The organism is Streptococcus sp. KCJ4932 (assembly GCF_004352745.1).
GTDB classification, from domain to species: domain Bacteria; phylum Bacillota; class Bacilli; order Lactobacillales; family Streptococcaceae; genus Streptococcus; species Streptococcus ruminicola.
In genome coordinates, this window is the sequence record NZ_SJWW01000036.1 from 1 (window position 1) to 782 (window position 782).

The following is a 782-nucleotide window of genomic DNA, read 5'->3' on the forward strand; positions in this document are numbered from 1 at the left end:
CAAGAATATATGGAAAAAGGTGATTTTTTATATAATGAAGTAGTTCTAGATGCACTTTATTATTTACCTAGTAATTATTCCGATAGATGTGTTAAATATTTATTGAGTGATTTTAATAAAACGCTTTTTGAAAGATCGGAGGGCTATGAAAGAAAATTAGTGCTAGCAAAACGATTAATCAAAAAAGTCTCGATTTATTGTTCGAAAAATGTATACTCTAAGTTAGAAAGTGATATTATTCATTACAACTCACCTGATGCTGTAATAAGGCTAAAGGGAAGAATTGAGGAAAATTCAAAGAATCGAAATAGAGTTTTCTGGCCATTTTGGGGTGAGTTGCAGTTTAGATTATTATCAGTTTTACCTAAAAATCGAATGAGTAAAGAAGCTCAAGATTTGTTACAGGTTTTAAAACGTTCAAATTATTTTCTTGATACATTTTTTGAAACGTGTAGCGGTAGTGTAATCTCACCACTACAAGGAAAAAGAATATCGTTAAAATCTTGGAAGAAAATTTTAATCAGTGATAAAAAAGGAAAAATAGGTAATTGGGATAGTAAAAGAAAAGTGTTTGTTGAGTCCAGACCCGAAGATTTAGCGAGAGATTTTAGAAGAATTGTTTCACAAGAGCCACGTAAATATATTGATTTATTTTTAAAGCTTGCTCCTAATTATAATATAAATAAAAGTTATATAAATGCTTTATTAGGAGGAATTGCCGATTTAGACGGTATTTCAATAGATATCTTAAAGAATGTTGAATTTCTTTTATTGAATTATGT

General features: G+C 28.6%; 1 protein-coding gene. It reads left to right on the forward strand.

Annotated elements, in window-relative coordinates:
* Positions 1-9 precede the first annotated feature (9 nt).
* Positions 10-782 (forward strand): hypothetical protein (locus E0E02_RS09360; protein ID WP_206282032.1); only part of this gene is annotated, 773 nt, incomplete at its 3' end.